Origin of the sequence: Citrobacter sp. R56 (assembly GCF_016811995.1) — a bacterium.
GTDB lineage: Bacteria > Pseudomonadota > Gammaproteobacteria > Enterobacterales > Enterobacteriaceae > Citrobacter_D > Citrobacter_D enshiensis.
Map to the genome: position 1 here is coordinate 3,674,107 of NZ_CP069159.1, position 20,177 is coordinate 3,694,283.

General features: G+C 52.5%; 16 protein-coding genes. All 16 read right to left on the minus strand.

Annotation, left to right across the window (positions count from 1 at the left end; translation table 11 throughout):
- Positions 1–61 precede the first annotated feature (61 nt).
- The gene (gene tilS, locus JM656_RS17420; RefSeq protein WP_203358856.1) at positions 62–1,360 is read right to left on the minus strand and encodes a tRNA lysidine(34) synthetase TilS; all 1,299 of its coding nucleotides are present in this window, start codon (positions 1,358–1,360) and stop codon (positions 62–64) included.
- 61 nt (positions 1,361–1,421) lie between these two features.
- Positions 1,422–1,811, minus strand: coding sequence for a VOC family protein (locus JM656_RS17425; protein WP_203358857.1), 390 nt, complete (start codon positions 1,809–1,811; stop codon positions 1,422–1,424).
- Positions 1,812–1,872: 61 nt separating this feature from the next.
- Entirely contained in the window at positions 1,873–4,011 is a 2,139-nt protein-coding gene (gene ldcC / locus JM656_RS17430) for a lysine decarboxylase LdcC (protein WP_203358858.1), read from the minus strand.
- A 98-nt stretch (positions 4,012–4,109) separates the two neighbouring features.
- The gene (accA, locus tag JM656_RS17435) at positions 4,110–5,069 is read right to left on the minus strand and encodes an acetyl-CoA carboxylase carboxyl transferase subunit alpha (RefSeq protein WP_203358859.1); all 960 of its coding nucleotides are present in this window, start codon (positions 5,067–5,069) and stop codon (positions 4,110–4,112) included.
- Between the two features lie 12 nt (positions 5,070–5,081).
- Positions 5,082–8,564 (minus strand): DNA polymerase III subunit alpha, encoded by a 3,483-nt coding sequence (dnaE, locus tag JM656_RS17440; protein WP_203358860.1) that lies wholly within the window; start codon positions 8,562–8,564, stop codon positions 5,082–5,084.
- A gap of 36 nt (positions 8,565–8,600) precedes the next feature.
- The gene (gene rnhB, locus JM656_RS17445) at positions 8,601–9,197 is read right to left on the minus strand and encodes a ribonuclease HII (RefSeq protein WP_203358861.1); all 597 of its coding nucleotides are present in this window, start codon (positions 9,195–9,197) and stop codon (positions 8,601–8,603) included.
- Positions 9,194–10,342, minus strand: a complete 1,149-nt coding sequence (gene lpxB, locus JM656_RS17450) for a lipid-A-disaccharide synthase (protein WP_203358862.1) — start codon at positions 10,340–10,342, stop codon at positions 9,194–9,196. The genes rnhB and lpxB overlap by 4 nt, the downstream gene beginning before the upstream one ends.
- The gene (gene lpxA, locus JM656_RS17455; protein WP_203358863.1) at positions 10,342–11,130 is read right to left on the minus strand and encodes an acyl-ACP--UDP-N-acetylglucosamine O-acyltransferase; all 789 of its coding nucleotides are present in this window, start codon (positions 11,128–11,130) and stop codon (positions 10,342–10,344) included. Before lpxA ends, lpxB begins: the two co-directional genes overlap by 1 nt.
- A 3-nt stretch (positions 11,131–11,133) precedes the next feature.
- Complete coding sequence (fabZ, locus tag JM656_RS17460; protein ID WP_003018528.1) at positions 11,134–11,589, minus strand: 3-hydroxyacyl-ACP dehydratase FabZ; 456 nt, start codon at positions 11,587–11,589, stop codon at positions 11,134–11,136.
- 105 nt (positions 11,590–11,694) lie between these two features.
- Positions 11,695–12,720, minus strand: a complete 1,026-nt coding sequence (gene lpxD / locus JM656_RS17465) for a UDP-3-O-(3-hydroxymyristoyl)glucosamine N-acyltransferase (protein ID WP_203358864.1) — start codon at positions 12,718–12,720, stop codon at positions 11,695–11,697.
- 3 nt (positions 12,721–12,723) lie between these two features.
- Positions 12,724–13,209, minus strand: coding sequence for a molecular chaperone Skp (gene skp / locus JM656_RS17470; RefSeq protein WP_192611148.1), 486 nt, complete (start codon positions 13,207–13,209; stop codon positions 12,724–12,726).
- Positions 13,210–13,331: 122 nt separating this feature from the next.
- The gene (gene bamA, locus JM656_RS17475; protein WP_203358865.1) at positions 13,332–15,761 is read right to left on the minus strand and encodes an outer membrane protein assembly factor BamA; all 2,430 of its coding nucleotides are present in this window, start codon (positions 15,759–15,761) and stop codon (positions 13,332–13,334) included.
- A 29-nt stretch (positions 15,762–15,790) separates the two neighbouring features.
- On the minus strand, positions 15,791–17,143 hold the full coding sequence (gene rseP, locus JM656_RS17480) for a sigma E protease regulator RseP (RefSeq protein WP_203358866.1): 1,353 nt from the start codon (positions 17,141–17,143) through the stop codon (positions 15,791–15,793).
- An 11-nt stretch (positions 17,144–17,154) separates the two neighbouring features.
- Entirely contained in the window at positions 17,155–18,012 is an 858-nt protein-coding gene (gene cdsA / locus JM656_RS17485) for a phosphatidate cytidylyltransferase (protein ID WP_192611145.1), read from the minus strand.
- Positions 18,013–18,024: 12 nt separating this feature from the next.
- The gene (ispU, locus tag JM656_RS17490) at positions 18,025–18,783 is read right to left on the minus strand and encodes a (2E,6E)-farnesyl-diphosphate-specific ditrans,polycis-undecaprenyl-diphosphate synthase (protein ID WP_162381150.1); all 759 of its coding nucleotides are present in this window, start codon (positions 18,781–18,783) and stop codon (positions 18,025–18,027) included.
- 188 nt (positions 18,784–18,971) lie between these two features.
- The gene (gene ispC / locus JM656_RS17495; protein WP_203358867.1) at positions 18,972–20,168 is read right to left on the minus strand and encodes a 1-deoxy-D-xylulose-5-phosphate reductoisomerase; all 1,197 of its coding nucleotides are present in this window, start codon (positions 20,166–20,168) and stop codon (positions 18,972–18,974) included.
- Positions 20,169–20,177: the final 9 nt, after the last annotated feature.

Below are 20,177 nucleotides of genomic sequence, written 5' to 3' on the forward strand. Positions count from 1 at the left end.
CTTATCCGGCCTACTCTCCATGCGATATGTAGGCCCGATAAGCGCAGCGTCATCAGGCATTTCAGATGCGCTTATCCCACACCAATTTCACACCCGATTCATCCTCTGCAAGCCCCTCACGCGTCACAAATACTCCAGCAGCCGCAATCAGCGTTTCGCCGTAAAACAGCATCGGCGTGGTATCCCGTCGCCAGGAGGGAACACCCAGCTCCTGCCAGATTTTCTTCAATTTGCGTCCACCATTGCGCCCCACAATGTGCAGTAATCCAGATGCTTTAAAACGGATACTGACAGGCTCGTCGGCACGTGGCATTCGCAGGTCACCACCGGTCACCAGGTGTACAGTTCCAAGGCCCGCAGGCAACATCAGCGGCGTTTGCCACGACAGCCAGCTCAAAACCGTATCGCTTTGCCCTGCAACGGATTTAACCCACCACAGTTGTGACTGGTAACGACGGATTTCATACTCGCCAAAACGCAAGCACGGGGAGGCATCCTCGCGCGCCAGCGCCGCTTCCTGCCAGATTCGTTCCAGCCCGTCACGCGAGGGCATCGGCGCATTCTGCGCCGCCAGCCAACGACGTAATATTGCAGCACGGCGGGCATCGCTCATCGCCATGAGCGGTTCCAGCTGTAGCGAGCCTTGCGGCGTGGTGCAGTCAGCAACCTCGTTAGCTAACAACTCATCCAGCAGGTTCTCCTGCTCAGCGCACAATGCGGCGCTACGGGCTGTCGCCCCGGCAAAGTGCGGCCAGCGTTGTTGCAGGAGCGGAATGATGCGCAGCCGTAAATAATTACGATCGTAGGCATCATCCTGATTGCTCTCATCTTCAATCCAGCGTAACTCATGCGCTCTTGCCCACTGTTCAAGCGCGCTACGCGTTTCCATCAGCAGCGGGCGAATAAGAGACGAACCGGCAAACGGCGAACGCTCCCCCATCGACGACAGACCCGCCGGACCGCTACCGCGCTTAAGCGCCAGCAGAAAGGTTTCGCACTGGTCGTCGAGGTGTTGGGCGGTGACCAGCACTTCACCGGGCAGCAATGTTCGGGCAAAAGCGTCATACCGCGCGCGGCGAGCCTGCGCCTCAATCCCTAGCCCCTTATCCTCAAGCTGGACGCGCTCGACCACCAGCGGCACCTGCCATTGCTGACAAACCGCTTCACAGTGGGCCACCCAGCTGTCGGCATGGGGACTGAGTCCATGATGAACATGAATCGCGCGCAGAGTGAGGCCTGGGCTATGTTGCCGCCACTGCACCAGTTGATGCAGAAGCACAGTGGAATCCAGACCACCGCTAAAAGCCACCAGAATCTGGCGGCAGGTCAGAAGAGAAGTGTTCAGGGTGAGTGTCGTCATGATGCTTACTTACTGTGGCGTTGCCCGGCACGTTACCGGGCAGAAGCCGTAATGACAAGTCTTACTGCTCGTACAACTCAAGCGGCAACCCGTCAGGATCATTAAAAAAGGTGAAACGTTTGTGGGTAAACGGATCAATACGCACTGGCTCGCATTTCACGCCGTTTTCTTCCAGATGCGCAATGGCCTTTTCCACATCATCCACGCTAAAGGCAAGATGACGCAAGCCACAGGCTTCTGGTCGACTGGGGCGCGCCGGCGGGAAGGGAAACGAAAACAGCTCAATGACATACTGCCCGTTTAACGCCAGGTCACCTTTCCAGGAGTCACGCTCCTCTCTGTACGCTTCGCTCATCAGCGTAAATCCCAGCACATCGCAATAAAATGCCTTACTGGCGGTGTAGTTTGTCGCGATGATCGCAATATGGTGAACCTGTTTTAATCCCAGCATAGCGTCTCCTTTAGGCATGTTGTCAGCACGTTACCCGTCAAACACTGGCGAAAGCAAGCTGTTAGACCGTTTTTAGGACTCTCACACGGTATACCCCATCGTCATCCTGCTTCGCACCATGAATATCCGTTTCAAACCCGGGATAGTGATGGCCGATAGAACACAGCATTAACAGAAAATCGAGCACAGCCCGACTCTCTTCAGTGATCATTTCCCCCGGCATCAGCAGCGGTACTCCCGGTGGATAAGGCAACACCATATTGGCCGAAATACGCCCCACCAGTTGATCAATCGCGATGGTTTCGACTTCACCTTTGATTTGCCGCTGCCAGGCTTCGTGAGGCGTCATTTTCATTTCAGGCAATGTATCGAACGCCCGCAGCATCAGGCCAGAAAGATCGTGCTGACGGATCAGTGTATGGATCCCCTGAGCCAGATCCTGAATCCGCATATTTCGATAAAAATCGGGATCTTCCGCGTACAGATCCGGCAGCATATTTTTAACGCGAAGATTAAGATCGTAGGAGCGTTTGAACTCAGTCAGACCGCGCAGCAATCCCATCGCCCGCGTTTTATCGATACCGATGCTAAACAGGAACAACAGGTTATACGGCCCTGTTTTCTCAACAACCACACCACGTTCATCAAGGAATTTCGCCACCAGCGCCGCCGGTATCCCTTCCTCGCTCATGGTGCCCAGCTCATCCATCCCCGGCGTCAGGATCGTGACTTTGACCGGGTCGAGAAACATGTGATCGCTATCGGCATCGGAAAATCCATGCCACGCTTCCCCTGGCGCGACGGGCCAGCACTGCGCGTCATCGACATCTTCTGGCTGCCAGATATCAAAGAACCAGCTATCCGACTCTTCCCGTAATCGCTGCACCTCTTTGCGGAAATGGAGCGCGCGTTCTACCGAACGGTTGATTAACCGCTTACCCGGATTTCCACGCAGCATTGCCGCCGCCGTCTCGATGGATGCCACAATGGGATAGCTGGGTGACGTAGAGGTGTGCATCATAAATGCTTCGTTAAAAGTGTCCTCATCGTACTCACCTTTAATATGGATGAGGGATGCCTGGGATAAGGCCGCCAACATCTTGTGCGTAGATTGCGTTTCGAAAATCACTTTCCCTGGCACCCGCTCACCGCTCATTCCGCTTTTCCCCTGATAGATCGGATGAAAATGGGTGTACGGCACCCAGGCAGAGTCAAAATGAATCGAAGGCACCTCCAGTGTTTGCTTGATCCAGGTCGTGTTATAGAGCAAGCCGTCGTAGGTCGAGTTGGTGATAACCGCATGCACCGGCCACTGCGCCCGCGCCGTTTCTGCCACTTTGCGTTCAATGTTGGTACGGGAAAATTCGCGTCGGGGGATCCCGCCAAGAATGCCAAGCGCATTTCGCGTGGGTTTCAACCAAATAGGAACCACATCGCTCATCATCAGCAAGTGCGCGAGAGATTTATGACAGTTGCGATCGATAAGCAGCGTACTGCCTGCCGGAGCCGCATACATCCCGACAATTTTATTCGATGTCGAGGTTCCGTTCGTCACCATGTAGCTCTGTTCTGCGCCAAATGTGCGGGCAATGTATTCTTCGGCTTCCAGATGCGGCCCCGTATGGTCCAGCAAAGATCCTAACTCGGTAACAGAGATAGAGACGTCGGCTTTCAGCGTATTACCGCCGAAAAAATCATAGAACAGGCAACCAACAGGACTCTTTTGGTATGCGGTCCCCGCCATATGGCCTGGCGTACAAAAGGTATACTTCCCCTCTTTCACATAGGTAAACAGCGCCCGGGTAAACGGCGGTGTGATGTTTTCCAGGTATTCGTTAGTGTACTGGCGAATGCGCGTTGCGATATCGTCGGACTGACCCAGCGCGTACTCAAAAAACCACAGAGCCATCCGCATATCCTGCGCACTCACATCCATGGTCGAGTGCGTATTAATAAACGCGTAAAGGGGAAGATATTCGTTCAGTTGATTTATATCGCTACACAGTTCGAGGCTGTACTCATCCCAGTCAAAAATCACGCCGCAGATCCGCGGGTTATGTTCGATAAACTTGAGCAGGTCAACGCTATTTTGTGGCCAGATTATCTGGAATCCCTGTGATTGCAGGGAGTGTTCAAGTTCCTTGATGGGCTCGTCTTTATAAAAAACCCCGTGCGGTCCCATTATGGCAATGATATTCATGCGTTCCTCCTGGAAAATCCTTAGCTAATCATAGCCTGGTCAAACCGCAGGTAAAAAAAAGGGCCACAAAAAGTGGCCCTTTTCAGAAAAGTAGAGAGTTACGCGTAGCCGTAGCTCATCAGGCGCTGATAACGACGGTTTTTCAAATCGTCTTTGCTCAACACATCGAGATCGGCCAAATCAGACAACAATTGCGCTTTCAAAGAAGCCGCCATGGTTTCCGGGTTGCGATGCGCGCCGCCCAGCGGTTCTGGAATGATCGAATCAATCAGCTTCAGCTCTTTCAGACGCGGGGCGATGATGCCCATTGCTTCTGCAGCCAGCGGCGCTTTGTCGGCACTCTTCCAGAGGATAGAGGCGCAACCTTCCGGAGAGATAACGGAATAGGTGCTGTACTGCAGCATGTTAACCTTATCACCCACACCAATCGCCAGTGCGCCGCCTGAACCACCTTCACCGATAACGGTACAAATCACCGGAACGCTCAGACGCGACATTTCACGCAGATTGCGTGCAATGGCTTCAGACTGACCGCGCTCTTCCGCACCGACGCCTGGATAGGCGCCCGGGGTGTCGATAAAGGTAATGATCGGCATGTTGAAACGCTCGGCCATTTCCATCAGACGCAGCGCTTTACGATAGCCTTCTGGCGCTGGCATACCGAAGTTACGACGGATTTTTTCTTTAGTCTCACGGCCTTTCTGGTGACCAATGATCATCACCGGACGACCTTCCAGACGTGCGATGCCGCCGACGATAGCTTTATCATCTGCATAAGCGCGATCGCCCGCCAGTTCGTCAAATTCATCAAACGCCAGGCGGACATAATCCAGGGTATATGGACGCTGTGGATGGCGTGCCAGTTGGGCCACCTGCCATGCACCAAGATCGGCGAAGATTTTGCGCGTCAGTTCTACGCTTTTTTCGCGCAGACGATGGACTTCTTCATCGATGTTAATATCCAGTTTCTCATCCTGACGGCTCACCGCAGTCAGAGAATCGATTTTAGCTTCCAGCTCTGCAATCGGCTGTTCAAAATCAAGGAAATTCAGACTCATAGTATTCCTGTATTAGTCAAACTCCAGTTCCACCTGCTCCGAACCAATGAGGCCACGGAGATCGTTAAGTAAACGATCGCTCGGAGAGACACGCCACGATGCGCCAAAGCGCAACCGCGCACGTGCATCCGCCCTCTGATAGTAGAGATGTACTGGAATTGTCCCCGAGCGGTGGGGTTCCAGAGACTGACGGAGTCGGTTTAAAAGCTGGTCATCAATTTGCCTGTCCGTCAGCGAGATAGCAAGCCCGCGAGCATATTTTTCCCGGGCTTCGTCAATATCCATCACTTCGCGGGCGGTCATTTTAAGCCCCCCGCTGAAGTCATCAAAGCTGACCTGTCCGCTGACGATAAGTATGCGGTCTTTTTCCAGCAATTGCTGGTATTTATCCAGGGCATCGGTAAACAACATGACTTCCAGACGCCCGGAACGGTCATCCAGGGTACAGATGCCGATACGATTGCCGCGCTTGGTGACCATAACCCTTGCGGCAATGACGAGCCCCGCAGCCGTGGTGATTTTACCACGTTCTGTCGGATGCATGTCTTTCAGCCTGTAGCCTCCGACATAGCGCTCAATTTCTTTTAAATACTGGTTGATGGGGTGTCCCGTCAGGTACAAACCTAACGTTTCTCTCTCCCCATCTAACACCACCTGCTCAGGCCATGGCTGGCAGCTGGCGTAGGATTGCTCAACTTGTTCCGGTTCTTCCGCCAGAACACCAAACATATCCGCCTGGCCGATGGCTTCTGCTTTTGCGTGCTGATCGGCGGCTTTCAGGGCATCGCCCAACGCATTCATCAGTGCGGCCCGATGCGGCCCAAGGCGGTCAAACGCCCCGGACATGATCAGTTTTTCCAGCACCCGGCGGTTAAGCTTTTTGGTGTCCGTACGCGCGCACAGATCAAATAATTCCCGGAAATAGCCGCCTTCGTTACGCGCTTCAATAATAGCTTCAATCGGACCTTCGCCCACGCCTTTAATCGCGCCGATGCCGTAAACAATCTCACCGTCATCATTGACGTGGAAATGATACAGTCCGGAGTTGATATCCGGCGGCAGGATCTTCAGCCCCATGCGCCAGCACTCATCCACCAGGCCAACCACCTTCTCAGTGTTGTCCATATCGGCGGTCATTACCGCGGCCATAAACTCAGCCGGATAGTGCGCTTTCAACCACAGCGTTTGGTACGATACCAGTGCATAAGCAGCGGAGTGAGATTTGTTAAACCCGTAACCAGCGAATTTCTCCACCAGGTCAAAGATTTTCATCGCCAGTTCGCCGTCGACGCCGCGTTTTTTCGCACCTTCTTCAAAGGTACCGCGCTGCTTGGCCATCTCTTCCGGCTTTTTCTTACCCATCGCACGACGCAGCATATCCGCGCCGCCGAGCGTATAGCCGGAGAGTTCCTGGGCAATCTGCATCACCTGTTCCTGGTACAGGATGATGCCGTAGGTTGGCTCCAGAACCGGTTTCAGACACTCATGCTGCCATTGAACATCCGGATAGGAAATCTCTTCGCGGCCGTGCTTACGGTCGATAAAGTTATCTACCATCCCCGATTGCAACGGACCAGGGCGGAACAGCGCCACCAGTGCGATCATATCTTCGAAGCAGTCAGGCTGCAGACGTTTGATCAGGTCTTTCATGCCGCGGGATTCAAGCTGGAAGACCGCAGTGGTCTCCGAACGCTGCAGCATGTCGAAGCTTTTCTTGTCGTCTAACGGAATCGCTGCGATATCCAGCGGTGGCTCGCCGTTTTTCTCACGACGGGCGTTGATCATCTCCAGCGCCCAGTTAATGATGGTAAGCGTACGTAGACCCAGGAAGTCGAACTTCACCAGCCCGGCATATTCCACGTCGTTTTTATCAAACTGGGTGACCGGATGCAGCCCCTGTTCATCACAGTACAGCGGCGCAAAATCGGTAATTTTGGTTGGCGCGATCACCACACCACCGGCGTGTTTACCGGCGTTACGTGTGACGCCTTCCAGCTTACGCGCCATATCAATTAGCGCTTTAACTTCTTCATCTGCCTCGTAAATTTCCGGCAGCTGTGGTTCTGCTTCAAACGCTTTTGCCAGCGTCATGCCCGGATCGGGAGGCACCAGCTTAGAAATGCGATCAACAAAGCCGTACGGGTGCCCCAGCACGCGGCCGACGTCGCGGATAACCGCTTTTGCCGCCATCGTACCGAAAGTAATGATCTGCGATACCGCATCGCGACCATACATTTCCGCCACATGCTCGATCACCAGATCGCGTTTCTCCATACAGAAGTCAACGTCGAAGTCAGGCATGGAGACACGTTCCGGGTTAAGGAAACGTTCGAACAGCAGGTCAAATTCCAGCGGATCAAGGTCGGTAATTTTGAGTGCATAGGCCACCAATGAACCCGCACCGGAACCACGTCCCGGCCCTACCGGCACGCCGTTATCTTTCGACCACTGGATAAACTCCATAACGATCAGGAAGTAACCCGGGAAACCCATTTGGTTAATAACCTGAAGTTCAATATCCAGACGTTCGTCATAGGGTGGGCGCTTCTCTATACGCTCTGCTTCGTCCGGGAACAAAAACGCCAGACGCTCTTCCAGCCCCTCTTTCGATTTTTTGACCAGGTAATCTTCGGTGGTCATGTCTCCGGTCGGGAACTGCGGCAGGAAGTATTCGCCCAGACGTACCGTGACGTTACACCGCTTGGCTATCTCAACGGTATTTTCCAGCGCTTCCGGAATGTCGGCAAAAAGCTCGCACATCTCCTCTTCGCTGCGCATATACTGCTGCGGCGAATAGTTACGCGGACGCTTTGGATCGTCAAGGGTAAAGCCATCGTGGATGGCGACGCGAATTTCATGTGCATCAAAATCGCCCGTTTCGAGAAAACGGACGTCATTGGTGGCCACAACTGGCAAGCCGCGCGTTTCAGCAAGCGCTACCGCCGCATGCAGGTACGTCTCTTCATCTGGTCTGCCGGTGCGAATAAGCTCAAGGAAGTAACGATCGGGAAAATGTTCTTCGTAAAATGCGACACACTCTTCAGCCAGCGCGCTATTCCCACGCAGCAGACAACGCCCTACATCGCCCATCCGCCCGCCCGAGAGCAGGATCAACCCTTCTTTAAGCTCGATCAGCCAGTCTCGATCAATAATCGGCCCGGCAGCGCCATAACCGCGCTGATACGCTTTAGAGATCAATAACGTCAGATTCTGATAACCGGTATTGTTCGCCGCCAGTACTGTCAGTTGGGTGAGCTCATCGCCCAACTGCTCGCTCTGAACGTGAAAATCAGCGCCGACGATAGGTTTTATCCCCGCGCCGTGGCCCGCTCCGTAGAACTTCACCAGACCGCAAAGGTTAGTGAAATCGGTGATCGCCAGCGCAGGCATGCCCAACGCGGCCGCCTTTTTCACCAGCGGTCCGGTTTTCGCCAGCCCATCGATCATAGAGTAGTCGCTGTGCACCCGCAGGTGGACGAAACGTGGTTCAGACATCTTTAGATTCCGGTTTACTTATTCTCGACGCAAGAATCAGGACGCAAGTCCCAGTGCTCGTTTGACAGGAGCAAAGCTGCGTCGGTGATGCTCCGTCGCACCATGTTCAGCAAGCGCCTCCAGATGAAAAGCGGTTGGATAACCTTTGTGTTGCGCAAAGCCATATTGGGGAAATACGGCGTCCAGCGCGGTCATCTCAGCATCTCGCGTAACTTTTGCCAGAATGGATGCGGCACTTATTTCCGCCACCCGGCTATCGCCTTTCACCACGGCCATAGAAGGCACCGGCAGCGCCGGGCAGCGATTACCGTCTATCAGCACGTATTCCGGCACAATATGCAGGCCCGCAACGGCTCGCTGCATCGCCAGCATGGTCGCGTGCAAAATATTCAGCTCATCGATCTCATGCGGCTCCGCACGTCCCAGGCTCCAGCTTAACGCTTTTTCTTTAATTTCGTCATACAGCGCCAGGCGACGCTTTTCTGAAAGCTTTTTTGAGTCGTTGAGCCCTACAATTGGGCGAGCCGGATCAAGAATGACAGCGGCGGTAACGACCGCGCCGACCAGAGGTCCGCGCCCAACTTCATCCACACCGGCCACTAAATGGGTATGTGGATAAACAAATTCAATCATCGTGCTAACTCCAGAACTGCATCCGCCGCCTGCTCATCGGCATTGCAACGGATCTGCTGATGCAGTGCGCGGAATGTGTCGTGCATGGCGTGGCTGGTTTTACCGTTTGCCAACAGGGGCAATAATGCTTCCGCCAACGCATGCGGTTCACACTCTTCCTGCAACAGCTCTTTGACTAACTCTCTTCCTGCCAGCAGGTTAGGCAGCGAAACATAGTCAGTTTTTACCAGTCGTTTCGCTAACCAGAACGTGAAGGGCTTCATGCGATAGCCCACCACCATCGGACATTTCGCCAGCATACACTCCAGCGCCGCCGTTCCCGACGCCAGCAGGGCGGCGTCGCTCGCCACCATGGCTTCACGTCCCATTCCATCAAGCGAATGGACAGAGAGCTCAGGTGCCACTTCAGCTTTGATTCGCTCGAACTGCTCGCGACGTTTGGCATTGACCAATGGCACCACGACTTCAAGATCGGGATAGTGTTGCCGCAACAGCTGCGCGGTTTTCAGGAAGTCAGCGCTAAGCATTTCGACTTCTGCGCCACGGCTGCCAGGTAACAATGCGAGGCAATGGGCATCATGAGGGATCCCCAGCACATCGCGCGCCGCATTTTTATCCGGGTCCAGCGGCATGGCATCCGCCATCGTGTGACCAATAAAGCGGCACGGTACATTAAATTTGTCGTAAAACGCTTTTTCGAAAGGCAGAAACGCCAGCACCATATGGGTGGATCTGCCTATTTTGAAAACGCGTTTCTGTCGCCACGCCCAGACGGACGGACTGACGTAATGAATGGTTTTGATACCCTGCTTTTTGAGGTTGCCCTCAAGGGTGATGTTAAAATCCGGGGCATCAATGCCCACAAAGACATCCGGTTGCAGTTCGGTAAAACGCTTCGTCAGATCGGCACGAATGTGCAGCAAACGGCGCAGGCGTCCAAGCACTTCAACAATGCCCATCACCGCCAGCTCTTCCATTTCGTACCAGGCTTCACAACCTTCGGCCTGCATGAGTGGACCGGCAACACCGACAAAACGGGCGTTGGGCACACGTAATTTGAGAGCACGGATTAGACCTGCACCAAGAATATCGCCGGAGGTTTCTCCGGCGACCAGGGCAATCGTTAAAGGGCGCTGTTCAGCCATTAACGAATCAGACCGCGTGTTGAGCGGGCAAAGAAATCACTGAATAGCTGAACTTCCGGGTACTGCTTCGCCAGTTCGGCGATTTCCGGTTTGGCTTCTTCCAGCGTTTTGCCGCTACGGTACAACGCTTTATAGGCGTTGCGGATCGCAGTGATCGCTTCGCGGGTGAAACCGCGGCGCTTCAGCCCTTCGATGTTAACGCCAAACGGCGTCGCGTGGTTGCCCTGAGCAATAACATACGGCGGAACATCCTGAGCAACGCCAGAACAGCCGCCAACCATTACGTGGGCACCGATAATGCAGAACTGGTGCACAGCGGTCATGCCGCCGATGATAACAAAATCATCAAGCGAAACATGGCCCGCAAGGGTGGCGTTATTGGCCAGAATACAGCGGTTACCGATCGTACAATCATGTGCCACGTGGGCATTGATCATCAGTAAGTTATCGCTGCCCACCTTCGTCAACCCACCGCCCTGCACTGTGCCACGATGAATGGTGACGCTTTCGCGAATGCGGTTACGATCGCCAATTTCCACACGGGTCGGTTCACCCGCATATTTCAGATCCTGGTTAACTTCACCGATAGAGGCGAACTGATAAATCTCATTATCGCGACCAATTTTAGTATGGCCATTCACGACAACGTGAGACTTCAGTACGGTACCCTCACCAATTTCTACATGGGGTCCAACAATACAAAAAGGGCCAATGTGAGCGTTAGCGCCAATCGAGGCGCCCTCTTCCACAATGGCGGTAGGATGAATAAAGGCGGATTTATCAATCACGTATCAGGCCTCCCGGCTACGGGCACACATCATAGTTGCTTCGCAAACGACTTTACCGTCAACCAGAGCAACCCCTTTAAAGCGGGTCAGGCCACGGCGTGTTTTCTCGAAAGTGACTTCCATAATCATCTGATCGCCTGGCACGACAGGACGCTTGAAGCGTGCTTCGTCAATACCCGCGAAGTAATACAGTTCACCTGGCTCCAGTTTTCCTACGCTTTTAAATGCGAGGATACCTGTTGCCTGAGCCATCGCTTCCAGAATCAGCACGCCCGGAAAAATCGGTTTGCCTGGGAAATGCCCCTGGAAAAATGGCTCGTTAACGGAGACATTCTTCACTGCGCGCAGAAAACGACCTTCTTCAAAATCCAGCACACGATCAACCAGCAAAAACGGAAAACGGTGCGGCAGAAGTTCTAAAATCTCTTCAATATGCAGAGTATGAGTGTTAGTAGTCAAAATACTCTTCCTGTCTAAATATACTAAAAGGCAATAATAACACGGCCTGCCGCAATCGAAAGAATGCTGACAGGCCGGAAAGTTTGGCACGCAAAAGGTGAAGCGTTAGTCTTGCTGATTAACCTTGCGCTCAATCGCTTTGAGACGCTTGCTCATATCATCAATGTTCATCACCAGCGCAGCGGTTTTACGCCATACTTTATTAGGTTGCAACGGAATGCCTGAGGAATAGACGCCAGGTTCAGTGATGGGACGCATCACCATACCCATGCCAGTCACCGTGACTTTGTCGCATATTTCCATATGCCCGTTGATCACACTGGCGCCGCCAATCATGCAGTAACGGCCAATCTTCAGGCTGCCCGCCATAATGACGCCACCGGCAACCGCCGTATTGTCGCCAATCACGACGTTATGTGCAATCTGACACTGATTATCAATGATCACACCATTACCGATAATGGTATCGTCAAGCGCACCACGATCGATAGTTGTACACGCGCCGATCTCCACGCGATCACCGATAATAACGCGACCAAGTTGCGGGATCTTCACCCAATTACCACGATCGTTGGCGTAGCCAAAACCGTCTGCACCCACAACCGTGCTGGATTGGATCAGACAATTTTCACCAATATGAATGTCGTGGTAAATCGTCACATTTGCCCACAAGCGTGAACCTGCGCCGATTTTTGTATTCTTTCCAACGAAGCAACCCGGACCGATAACCACGTTATCGCCGAGCGTTACGCCAGATTCGATCACCGCATTTGCACCTACGGAGACATTGCTACCCAGCGTCGCCGTTGCATCAATCACTGCACTGGGTGCAATGTTTTGCGCTGGCTGTGGCGTGGTATCTAAAATTTGTGCCATTCGCGCATACGTCAGGTAGGGATTCTTCACTACCAGGGCGGCACTCTTAGCAAAAGGAAGATCATCCTGCGTCATCACGACGGCAGAAGCCTGACATAAGGCCAGATGTTCACGGTACTTAGGATTTACCATGAACGTGATATTACCTGTTTGCGCAGATTGCATGGACGCAACGCCGGTGATGACGATATCGCCATCACCGTGTAATTCTGCATCCAACTGCTCTGCTAAATCAGCCAGTCGAATTGAAGGCATTACTTATTTAACCTGTTTCAGTACGTCAGCGGTGATATCTTTCACTTCGCTGCTGTTGTAAGCAACGGTGTTAGCATCAACGACCAGATCGATATCCTGGCTGTTAGCGACGGATTTCACAGCAGTCTGGATACGAGTAACCAGTTTGCCACGTTCTTCGTTGGAACGGCGCGCACGATCCTGCTCAAAAGACTGTGCTTTCTGAGCAAAAGTCTGGCGTTGAGCCATTACTTCTTTTTCCAGCTTAGTACGATCGCTGCCAGCCTTCATAGACTGCAGACGTTGCATTTTAGATTGCAGATCGGATTCCATACGCTGCAGTTCGCTGGCACGGCCTTTGAACTCATTTTCCAGCGTGCTGGAAACACCCGTCTTCTGCGCAACCTGCTGGAACAGACTACCCATGTTGACGATTGCAATTTTGTCAGCAGCCTGTGCGGACGTAACCATCGCTAAACCGAGACCTGCAGCTAATAACCACTTTTTCACAATAAACTCCTTACCATCCCATTTGCACCCGAAGGTGCAGCTCTTTGCGTGGCCAGGCGACCCTTAATGGGATCGCCAAAAGTCATCGCTACACAACACTTACATTCCTTTGCGAAGAACAGTTACCAAGTTTTACCAATGTTAAACTGGAACTGCTCTTTTTTGTCTCCATCGTAATCCTTAAACGGCTGGGCATAGGAGAAGACCAACGGCCCCAATGGGGACATCCATTGTAATGCGATACCTGCAGACATACGGATATTGCTTGGATCGCTGTAGTCCGGATAACCGGCATACTTGCTGGAATCCCAGTTAGTATCCCACACGGTACCCATATCCCAGAAGAACGAGGTACGGACCGAGTTGGCGTATTTTTCGCTAATGAACGGCGTTGGGGTAATGAACTCCAGGCTGGCGACAGCCATCGCGTTACCGCCCACTGCATCATCAGATTCGCACGGCGCTGTGTTAGTGCTTGCGCACTCGTTTTCGAAATCATCGTCACCGTCATGACGACTGTTCGCAGGTAAATACAGAGCCTTCGGACCAATGGTATTGGACTGGAAACCACGCACGGTGCTTGAACCACCCGCATAGAAGTTCTCATAGAACGGCATTTCTTTGCCGCCTAAGCCATCACCATATCCCCAACGGGTACGACCCAGAACCACCCATTTGTGATCATCATCAATCGGCACATAGGTCGCCGTATCCAATGTCGCTTTGTAGTATTCGTTGTCTGAGCCCGGAATGGTCACTTTACCGTTCAGGTTGATACGCGTCCCTTCCGTCGGGAAATATCCGCGGTCAAGTTTGTTGTACGTCCAACCATAGTTGAAGGTGAAGTCATCTGCAGCAAAACTGTTGTTATCATTCGTCGGGTCTGGATTTTCCCCCATCGAATCAAGATAACGCCACATCGCTACCTGCGGCTGCATGTTAGACAGTTTGTTATGCACATAACCTAAACCGGCACGCAGCGTGTTGTATTCGTTGATTGGGAAGCCCAGCGTGACGTCCGTACCATAACTTTTGTTGGTATAGTCGGACAGGTCAGCATCATCAGCTTCAAAGTCGTTATAGAAGACACGACCACCGAGGCTAACGCCATCAACGGTAAAGTACGGGTTCGTTATAGACAACTCAGTATAGGTTTGATAGTCGTTTTTGGTACCGTTGATCCCAACGGAATAACCCGTACCCAACCAGTTGTCCTGCTGAACGCCCGCCTGGAAGCTGACGCCGCTTTCCGTACCGTAACCAATACCGAAGTTGAAGCTACCGGTGTTACGTTCTTTGACCTTGTACACCACATCAACCTGATCCGGGACGCCTGGAACACGCTGTGTATCGGTGTCGACGGTTTCAAAGTAACCCAGACGGTTCAGACGCTCTTTACCCTGATCGACCAGGTCGCTGCCTAACCATGCCCCTTCCATCTGACGCATTTCACGGCGTAAAACGGAATCTTTGGAGGTATCGTTACCTTCAAAACGGATCTTACGCACATAGAAACGGTTACCCGCATCCACGTTCACACGTAATTTTACGGTTTTGTCAGCATCGTTGATTTCAGGCTGCGACTGTACACGCGGATATGCATAACCATAGCGACCCAGAAGCTTCTTGATATCATCTTCCATTTTGGTCACTTTGGTGCCGTTATAGAGTTCGCCTGGCTCTATCTTCGTCAGGCTCTCAATTTCAGCTGAATGACCCGCCAGGTTACCGCTCACCTCAACGCCCGAAAGCTTGTACTGCTCGCCTTCGGTGATGTTAACAGTGATGTAGATCCCTTTCTTGTCCGGTGTCAGACTTACCTGCGTAGAGTCGATATTGAAACGCGCGTAACCGCGATCCAGATAGTAACTGCGCAGCGTTTCGAGGTCGCCCGCCAGTTTCTGTTTCTGGTACTTACGGTCGCCCACGACGTTCCACCACGGTACTTCATCCCGCAGCTGGAAGTGAGAAATGAGTTCGTCAGTGCTGAAGGCATGGTTACCGACGATATTGATCTGTTGGATCTTCGCCGATACGCCTTCCTGGAACACCAGTTTGAGGTCAACACGGTTACGCGGCAACGGTGTGACAACCGCTTTCACGCTGGCACTGTATTTACCGACGCTATAGTAGAAGTCTTCCAGTCCTTTTTCGATATCAGCCAGAGTGGTGCGATCCAGAGATTCGCCAACACGCACGCCAGACGCCTCGAGGTTTTGCTTAAGCATTTCTTCTTTCACCGATTTGTTACCGGAGAAAGTAATGCTGGCAATCGTCGGACGTTCTTTTACCTGAACCAGAAGGGTATCACCGTCGCGCAGGACACGGACATCCTCAAAGTTACCAGTGGCAAACAGAGCGCGAATGGTATTACTGATATCTTCATCATTAACCGTGTCGCCTGTGCGCACCGGCATACTGAGAAGGGCCGCACCAACAGCGACTCGCTGCAGGCCTTCGAAATGAATGTCCTTCACTACGAACCCTTCAGCACCGTATACGGTGGCGCTGCTAAACAGCAGCGACGCTATGAGCAACTTTTTCATCGCCATCGTTATTATGCGTTCTTCCTAACACTCTCTTACAACCGAGAGAAATCATTGAAAAGTGCAAGCCCCATTAACAACACCAGCAAAATCGAGCCAATGCGATAACTAAAGTCTTGAACCCGCTCGGATACCGGACCGCCCTTCAGCTTTTCAATCGCCAGGAACAGCAGATGCCCCCCGTCAAGAACGGGCAACGGAAACAGGTTGATTATCCCTAAGTTCACGCTGATAAGCGCAAGAAACATCAGGTAATAAATGCCCCCAAACTCCGCTGACATCCCAGCCCCCTGGGCGATAGAAATCGGCCCACTGAGGTTGTTCAGTTTCACATCACCGGTAATCAATTTTCCCAGCATACTGACCGTCAGCTTCATCAACTGCCACGTTTTGTCCGTGGCCTCGAGGATGGCGCTGAATGGCCCATACTGGCGTACTGTCTTGTACTCATCTGGCAGAGGAATAATTTTAGGCACCACGCCCGCAAAACCTTCTGCTTTACCGTTAACCGATTTTGTATCCGGAATTAACGTCAAAGACAAGGAACTCCCCTGTCTTTCGATTTCGAGTGCTAACGGCTTACCCGGATTATCGCGCACCAGCGTCACGAACATCATCCATTGCGTTAGCGATTGACCATCGACTTTAACGATCCTGTCGCCAGCTTGCAAACCCGCCTTACTTGCTGCGGAGTTCGTTTGCACTTCTGACAACACGGGTTCAATCTGTGGACCGCGTGGTCGAATCCCTAAAGACGATACAGGATCTTCTTTGTCTGGCTCAAATGCCCACTGACGCAAATCCAGCGTTTTGTCCTGTCGTTGGTTGCTACCAAACGGCGCCACGCTGATAGTCGTATGCTCATCGCCGATTTTCGACACCAATTGTAAACGGACGGCATCCCAATCAGGGGTTTCGATACCATCAACGGCTTTAAGTTCCGTTCCTGGACGAATTTGCGCCTGGGCAGCAATGGAGTTGGGCGTTATTTCGCCAACGACCGGACGCACACCAGGGACACCGATGATAAAGACCAGCCAGTAGGCAAATATAGCGAAAAGGAAGTTTGCAATCGGACCAGCGGCGATAATCGCCGCCCGCTGTCCAACGGTTTTGTTGTTGAATGCATGGTGGCGCAGTTCCGGTATCACCGGCTCTGCGCGCTCATCCAACATTTTGACGTAACCGCCGAGGGGGATAAGAGCGATGACATACTCAGTGCCAAAACGATCGGTGCGTCGCCAAAGCGCTTTACCAAAACCAATGGAAAAGCGCTCGACACGAACGCCGCAGCGCCGGGCAACCCAGAAATGACCAAATTCATGCACGGTGATAAGCACACCCAGTGCGATGATGAATGCAGCCAGATTCCAGAGAATACTCAGCATAATACCTTCCGTTAAAGCGTCCTGAATACCAGCAACAGCAGGCACGCAAAGACCGGTACTGCAGCCGTCAGGCTATCAATACGATCCAGAATACCACCATGTCCAGGGATCAAATGACCGCTATCCTTAATTCCCGCTTCACGCTTAAACATACTCTCCGTTAAGTCACCCAGCACAGAGGCCAACGCAGCAACAATAGAGCATATGAACAAGGTTGAAGGCGCGACATCAAGGTTAGCCCACATACTGTAACCCCATGAGATCACCGCAGCGGTCACCAGACCACCAATGAAACCTTGCCATGTTTTACCGGGAGAAACTTTTGGCGCCAGCTTATGTTTGCCAAACAGTTTGCCAAACATATACGCCCCGGAGTCAGCTCCCCAGACGAGGATCATGACATAGAGCAGCCACACGGCGCCACTGTAATGATTCTCATCATAGTGCCAGGCGCGAAGCGCCAGCATTCCCCAAAAGAAGGGAACGATGGTCAATACGCCGAAAATAACGCGTAATGTCTTCGAATTACGCCACATTGCGGCTGAGCCCGGATAAAACAACACCAGCAATAACGCCACAACCCACCAGCCTAGCGACAGCCAAAGCGAGGCTTCAACAAGCGGTTGGCGAATATTGTGATGATATTCGGGTAATAAAAATAGCATCAGTGCCAGCAATAACCCGCACAGCACCGCCAGCCAGACCCGTTGTGTACGAGTGGCAAAACCGCTTAACTGTCCCCATTCCCAGGCGGCCAGCATACAAACGACCAGCGTAACAATGGCGAACCCCACCGGCGGCAGCAGAAAAAGCGCCGCGATGACAACAGGTATTAAAACAAAAGCAGAAATCAGGCGATACTTCAGCAAAAGCGACCCCCATCAGGCTTTGTCATCACCGGGCTCGGTGCCGCCGAAACGACGCTCTCGATTAGCAAAGGCATGCAGCGCACCTTCAAAGTCTTGTTCATCGAAATCGGGCCAAAGAACATCAGTAAAGTAAAGTTCGGCGTAGGCAATTTGCCACAGCAAAAAATTACTGATGCGATGCTCTCCCCCAGTCCTAATTACTAAATCCACAGGAGCCAGCTCATGCATGCAGATTTGCTGACTTAGCATTTCTTCATCGATCTGATCAGGGCGCAGCAGACCTTCCTGCACCTGTTCTGCCAGTTGCCTGACTCCCTGGACAATATCCCAACGTCCGCCGTAGTTCGCGGCAATATTCAGCGTCAGCCCGGTATTCTGGGCCGTTAGCGCTTCAGATTTGCGAATACGTTCCTGCAAACGCGAGTTAAATCGACTGGTATCTCCAATAATGCGCAGACGAACGTTATGGCGATGCAGGCTTTTTACTTCACTATCAAGCGCCCACACAAACAGCTCCATTAACGCACTGACTTCCTGCGCTGGTCGGTTCCAGTTCTCACTACTAAAGGCATACAGCGTTAACGCGTCAATACCGTTATTGGCAGCGAAAGACACAGCACGGCGGACAGATTTTGCCCCGGCCTTGTGCCCAAAGGCTCGAATCTTCCCTTGTTTCTTCGCCCAGCGACCATTGCCATCCATAATGATCGCAACATGACGACAGCCATGTGCTGGCAAATTTTCGCTTAATGGTTGAGTTGCAGACAACATAACGCGTTTTTAGTCCCTGAAAGGATTTAACGGTACTCAGGAATACTGAAGCCTTTACAAAAAAAAGCCGTGTCAAACCACGGCTTACCTGACCGAAAAAAGCCAAATACCTACGATCAGGTGGCGCAGACTATATCACTGAAGCACAACGCTAACAAATAGCACGATCTACTGTAGATGGATTATCGTCATACGGAGAGTCGCGTCACTTGCTTTCTGGCGACTTCCCGTGCGACAGCATCGACCCTCAGTACGTCGTCTACGCTTTGTGGCTCCTGCAGATCCATGTTATCCAGCACCGATAAATTCAGACTGGCAATATCGGTAAAACGAATCTGCTGTGCAAGAAATGCGGCAACAGTGACTTCATTTGCCGCATTAAGCGCGGTTGTGGCAGCTTGCCCCTGCTCGAAGGCGTCCATGGCCAGTTTCAGGCACGGATAGCGCTGATAATCCGGCGCGGAAAACGTCAACGCGCTGAGCGAGCAAAAATCAAGCGGCTTCACGCCAGAGGAAACACGATTCGGCCATGCCATCGTATGGGCAATTGGCGTGCGCATGTCCGGTTCCCCCAATTGCGCCAGCACACTACCGTCCTGATAACGCACCATGGAATGGATCACAGACTGCGGATGAATCAGCACTTCCATCTGACTTGCGCTGGCATTGAACAACCAACGCGCTTCAATGTATTCCAGACCTTTATTCATCATAGTGGCCGAATCGACAGAGATTTTTCTCCCCATCGACCAGTTCGGATGACGGCATGCCTGATCGGGCGTCATCGCCGTCAGATCGTGCAATGGCGTTTCACGGAACGGGCCACCAGACCCGGTAAGCAAAATCGACATTACGCCATTTTGCTCCAGGTCAGCGTATCCCAGGTTGTGCTGAATAGGTTGCGGTAAACTCTGAAAAATCGCGTTATGTTCGCTATCTACCGGTAAAAGCTGGGCTTTACTGTGTTTCACCGCATCCATGAACAGCCGCCCGCAGGTCACCAGCGACTCTTTATTCGCCAGCAGGATGGTTTTCCCCGCATGGATAGCCGCCAGCGTCGGCAACAGACCGGCAGCGCCAACAATCGCCGCCATCACCTGATCAACGTCATCAAGCGCCGCCATATCACAGGCCGATTGTTGCCCGCTCAGTACCTCAGTACGGCTGCCATGCTGCAAAAGCGCAGCTTTCACCTGACGGGCGCTATTCTCATCGTCCATCACTGCGTAACGCGGGGTGAATTCCAGGCACTGCTCGACCATACGGGTAACATTTTTACCCGCCACAAGTGCAACAATACGGAAATTGTCTGGGTTATGGCGCACCACATCCAGTGTGCTGCAACCAATAGAGCCGGTTGAGCCCAGAATGGTTAAATGCTTCATAAGACGTCC

Coding starts and splice junctions, on each gene's coding strand:
- tilS (WP_203358856.1), bottom strand. CDS start 1,360: ATGACGACACTCACCCTGAACACTTCTCTTCTGACCTGCCGCCAGATT.
- JM656_RS17425 (WP_203358857.1), bottom strand. CDS start 1,811: ATGCTGGGATTAAAACAGGTTCACCATATTGCGATCATCGCGACAAAC.
- ldcC (WP_203358858.1), bottom strand. CDS start 4,011: ATGAATATCATTGCCATAATGGGACCGCACGGGGTTTTTTATAAAGAC.
- accA (WP_203358859.1), bottom strand. CDS start 5,069: ATGAGTCTGAATTTCCTTGATTTTGAACAGCCGATTGCAGAGCTGGAA.
- dnaE (WP_203358860.1), bottom strand. CDS start 8,564: ATGTCTGAACCACGTTTCGTCCACCTGCGGGTGCACAGCGACTACTCT.
- rnhB (WP_203358861.1), bottom strand. CDS start 9,197: ATGATTGAATTTGTTTATCCACATACCCATTTAGTGGCCGGTGTGGAT.
- lpxB (WP_203358862.1), bottom strand. CDS start 10,342: ATGGCTGAACAGCGCCCTTTAACGATTGCCCTGGTCGCCGGAGAAACC.
- lpxD (WP_203358864.1), bottom strand. CDS start 12,720: ATGCCTTCAATTCGACTGGCTGATTTAGCAGAGCAGTTGGATGCAGAA.
- bamA (WP_203358865.1), bottom strand. CDS start 15,761: ATGGCGATGAAAAAGTTGCTCATAGCGTCGCTGCTGTTTAGCAGCGCC.
- rseP (WP_203358866.1), bottom strand. CDS start 17,143: ATGCTGAGTATTCTCTGGAATCTGGCTGCATTCATCATCGCACTGGGT.
- ispU (WP_162381150.1), bottom strand. CDS start 18,783: ATGTTGTCTGCAACTCAACCATTAAGCGAAAATTTGCCAGCACATGGC.
- ispC (WP_203358867.1), bottom strand. CDS start 20,168: ATGAAGCATTTAACCATTCTGGGCTCAACCGGCTCTATTGGTTGCAGC.